The following is a 3,642-nucleotide window of genomic DNA, read 5'->3' on the forward strand; positions in this document are numbered from 1 at the left end:
TCATTCATTGTGTTCCTGGATAGGCTTTTCCTGGTGAATACGCTCGGTTGGCTTTCCCGCCGTTGTAGACGGCGAATAGCGATAGCACAGGAAATGCCGGGAACACGGGCGCTCCAACTACGAAAAGTGACCATGGCACACCATTGTCCTGGAGCGCAAGGCAGGGGCCGATAGCAAGGTATAGATCCTTATTACGAGGAAAACCGGAAAACGGGGAACGGAGACCGGAGGAAAGAAGACCGGAGGAGGGAGAGAAAGGAAAACGGAGAACGGAGAGCGCAGAACGGAGACCGGAGAAAGGGAGAACGGAAACCGGGGAACGGAGACTGGGAAACGGAGATTGGAGAATGGAGTATAAGTGCACTTTTAGCAAAAACAAAATAAACATTTTGGTGGATCATTAAATGATAGTTCGAATGCGTATTTTGTTGGGATGTAAAACTGAAAATTTGTTAATTAATTCATTCTTATGTTTTTCTATGAAATTCAAGATAGTTTCTGATTTTTCCTGGCTGGTTTTACCGGATAAGCGAACCAAAATAATTCCATGGTTTGGTTTTTTCAACCTTATGGTTAGTTCACCAAAATCCTTATCAAATGTAATAAGCGGCGCTCCTTTTTCAAATGCAAGTACCAAAACTTCATCATCAGATATACCTGGAGAAATTTCAAGGATTGATATAATTTGTATATTATATCTTCTCAGCGTTTTAATGACAACAAAGTCAACACTTTCGTCTGCAACAAAAATCATTGATTTTATTCGTCAAGCGTTTCATTTCGGATGGAAGAAGTCGCATAAGCCAAACATGCAAAAATCGCCTGTTTATCTATATGTGGGTATGCCTCCAATAACTGATCAATGGTTTCACCTGAGGAAAGGCGTTCCAGGATTAGATCAACTGGTATCCTTGTCCCTTTTATTACAGGTTTCCCATACATCACCTTCGGGTCTGTTGATATGTATTCTCTCCAGTCCATGTTTTTATCCCTTTTTACAAATATACCAATTTTTTAATCCATTAAAAGGATCAACAACTATACAACGAGAGCTTAACATGAATTAATATAATACAATCAACCATGAAACAACTTCGAGCCAAATTCAGAACATTTACCCGTTTCAGATTCATCTACATCGCCAAGCACCTCAGCTTGATTCTTGGCCTGGTTTTTACATTGCTCATCATAAGCTATGTTTACCAGGAGCTGAATACCGACCGGTTTCACAGCAATACGGACAACATCCATGTACTGGTTCAGAAAAATACGCCTTTGAGCGATTGGAGAGGAACTGATATGCCCCGGGAAAAAAACAGGGGTAAAATTCAAAGCATACCGGGTATTCAACAATTTACAAGCGTCAAGAAATACAGCAATGATGAAATTCGAATCACTCATGATCAACATACCTTTCAGTCCAACTGCTTTATCGTTCAGGATAATTTCTTCGACATCTTTGATTTTGGATTAGCCAGGGGAAATGTAGAGCTATTCCGGGAAGACCCCAACGGGGTGATTCTGACAAAGGAACTGGCCCGTAAAATGTTTGGGGATGAAAATCCCATGGGAAAAAGCTTTGAAATTTTAATCGAAAACAAACAGTTATTTACGGTATGTGGTGTACTTGAAGAAATACCCGTTAATTCATCGATGAGCTTTGAGTTTATCATTTCTGAAGACTCCTTTAAACGATATCCCAAAACCGGGGTGGGCTTTTTGTTAATCTCTCAAGGCTTTAGTAGTGATAAATTCCGGGAAATGCATAAATTTTTAATAAGAGATAAAAGCCATTTTCAGATGGATGAAGCAATATTAAGCATTATCCCTTTTAAAGAGGCTTATTTTAAAGGCAGTGATTACCATTTCTCGGGTGTGTTGGAAAACAACGGCGATTACCATAGACTTAGGGTTTTGGCAGGTATTGCCGCCATTTTGTTCCTGGTTTCCGTAATCAATTATTCAAACCTGCAATCTACCCTGTATAGTGCTGAAAATACCAAATTCAGTATTCACAGGATTTTTGGAGCAAGAAGGAAGCACATCCTGTGGCAGAAAATTTCCCTTATCTTCTTTGAATACTGCCTGCAGGTATTGGCCGTTGCTTTCTTGTTCCATGCCTTTACAAAGGCACTGGTGGGACATAATATTCTAATTGAAGAACAATACGTATTTTATATGCTTTTCATTCCTGCCGGTGTTCTGCTTTTTTATCTGTTTACATTGATTTACCCTGCGATAAAAATATTTATCCTTTCAAAAGAACCGGTTATCAGAAATGTGAATGTCGTACAGGGTAATTATGGCACCCGAAGGGCCTTTGTACTCATTCAATATACCTTTACCATCGCACTGATCATCTCTTCCATTCTTGTTTATAAGCAATATCAGGCCATGTTGAATAAGGATACCGGCCTTAAAACCTCCACCGTCATGTATACCCAGTTTTTTACCGATGCACCAAAATCTGATAGCAGGGAGAAGAGGATGAAACAAAAGTCTGAGAGAAAAGAAAATTATCAGAGAATTCAAGCGACCCTGCGTAAAATTCCAGGTGTTAAATCGTTCAGCCAGGGCGCTGTTCCTTTTGAGCCCAATATGATGCCCTTAAAGCCTGCAAACAGTGAAAAGGAATACACTTCGCAGAATACTTTGAATGCCTACCCAGATTATAAAAATATCTTGGGTCTTAAAATGCAAGAGGGTCGGTTTTTTTCTGAAGAGAGGGACCGGCCGGGATTAGGTAGTGTGGTCATCAATGAGGCCGCAAAAAAATTCTGGGACATCGATGATATTGAAGGTGCCAGGATAAAGAATAAGTACTGGCCAGGAAGCTTAGAGATTATTGGGGTGGTAGAAAACTTTAACTACCAGCATCTGGCTTCAAAAGTCAAGCCGCTCGTGTTTTTTTATTTCAGAGATCTGAAAAACACTTTTTTTATTGATATTGAAAAAGAAAGCATGGCCCAAACCATCAACAGCATAGAAGATCTCCACCAATCTGTGAACCCCGGAGAAATTTTCACCTATTCCTTTTTATCGGAAGACCTAAAAGCCATGTATAAAAAGGGAAAGAAATTGGGTCAGGCCTATGGTTTGCTTACCCTGATAGCCCTACTCATCTCCTCGCTTGGGTTGATCGCTCTGGCTACCGAGGATATAAATAAAAGAACCAAAGAGATCGGCATCCGTAAGGTCAACGGCGCCAAAGTGCCTCAAATTTTAATCCTGCTGAATACCGACTTTTTAAGGTGGGTGGCCATTGCCTTTGTTATAGCAGCCCCTATAGCATGGTATGTCATGAATCAATGGCTGCAGAACTTTGCCTATAAAACCGATCTGAGCTGGTGGATCTTTGCCCTGGCAGGCTTGATTGCAATGGGAATTGCATTGTTGACGGTAAGCTGGCAGAGCTGGAGAGCAGCGAGGAGAAATCCTGTGGAGTCACTCAGATATGAATAAGAATAACTGGAGACCGGAGGAAAGGAGACCGGAAACCGGAGACCGGAGAAAAAAGAATGGAGACCGGAGGACGGAAACCGGAAAAACGGAGACAGGATAAAAGGTGACTGGAAAAGATTGGAGAATGGTGTATGAGTACGCCTTTAGCAAAAACACAACAAACATTTTGGTGGATCATTA

The 3,642-nt window shown here is 41.0% G+C and carries 3 protein-coding genes; 1 reads left to right on the forward strand and 2 read right to left on the reverse strand.

What is annotated here, in order from left to right:
- Positions 1-400 precede the first annotated feature (400 nt).
- Together KGY70_18960 and KGY70_18965 are read right to left on the reverse strand one after the other, a co-directional pair.
- Positions 401-754 carry a DUF5615 family PIN-like protein gene (locus KGY70_18960; GenBank protein MBS3777284.1) on the reverse strand — a complete coding sequence of 118 codons (354 nt, stop codon included), beginning with the start codon at positions 752-754 and terminating at the stop codon, positions 401-403.
- 5 nt (positions 755-759) lie between these two features.
- The gene (locus tag KGY70_18965; protein ID MBS3777285.1) at positions 760-981 is read right to left on the reverse strand and encodes a DUF433 domain-containing protein; all 222 of its coding nucleotides are present in this window, start codon (positions 979-981) and stop codon (positions 760-762) included.
- A 102-nt stretch (positions 982-1,083) separates the two neighbouring features.
- On the opposite strand from KGY70_18965, the gene KGY70_18970 reads away from it, so the two are divergent.
- Positions 1,084-3,462 carry an ABC transporter permease gene (locus tag KGY70_18970; protein MBS3777286.1) on the forward strand — a complete coding sequence of 793 codons (2,379 nt, stop codon included), beginning with the start codon at positions 1,084-1,086 and terminating at the stop codon, positions 3,460-3,462.
- Positions 3,463-3,642 lie beyond the last annotated feature (180 nt).

The organism is Bacteroidales bacterium (assembly GCA_018334875.1).
Lineage (GTDB): Bacteria > Bacteroidota > Bacteroidia > Bacteroidales > UBA12077 > JAGXLC01.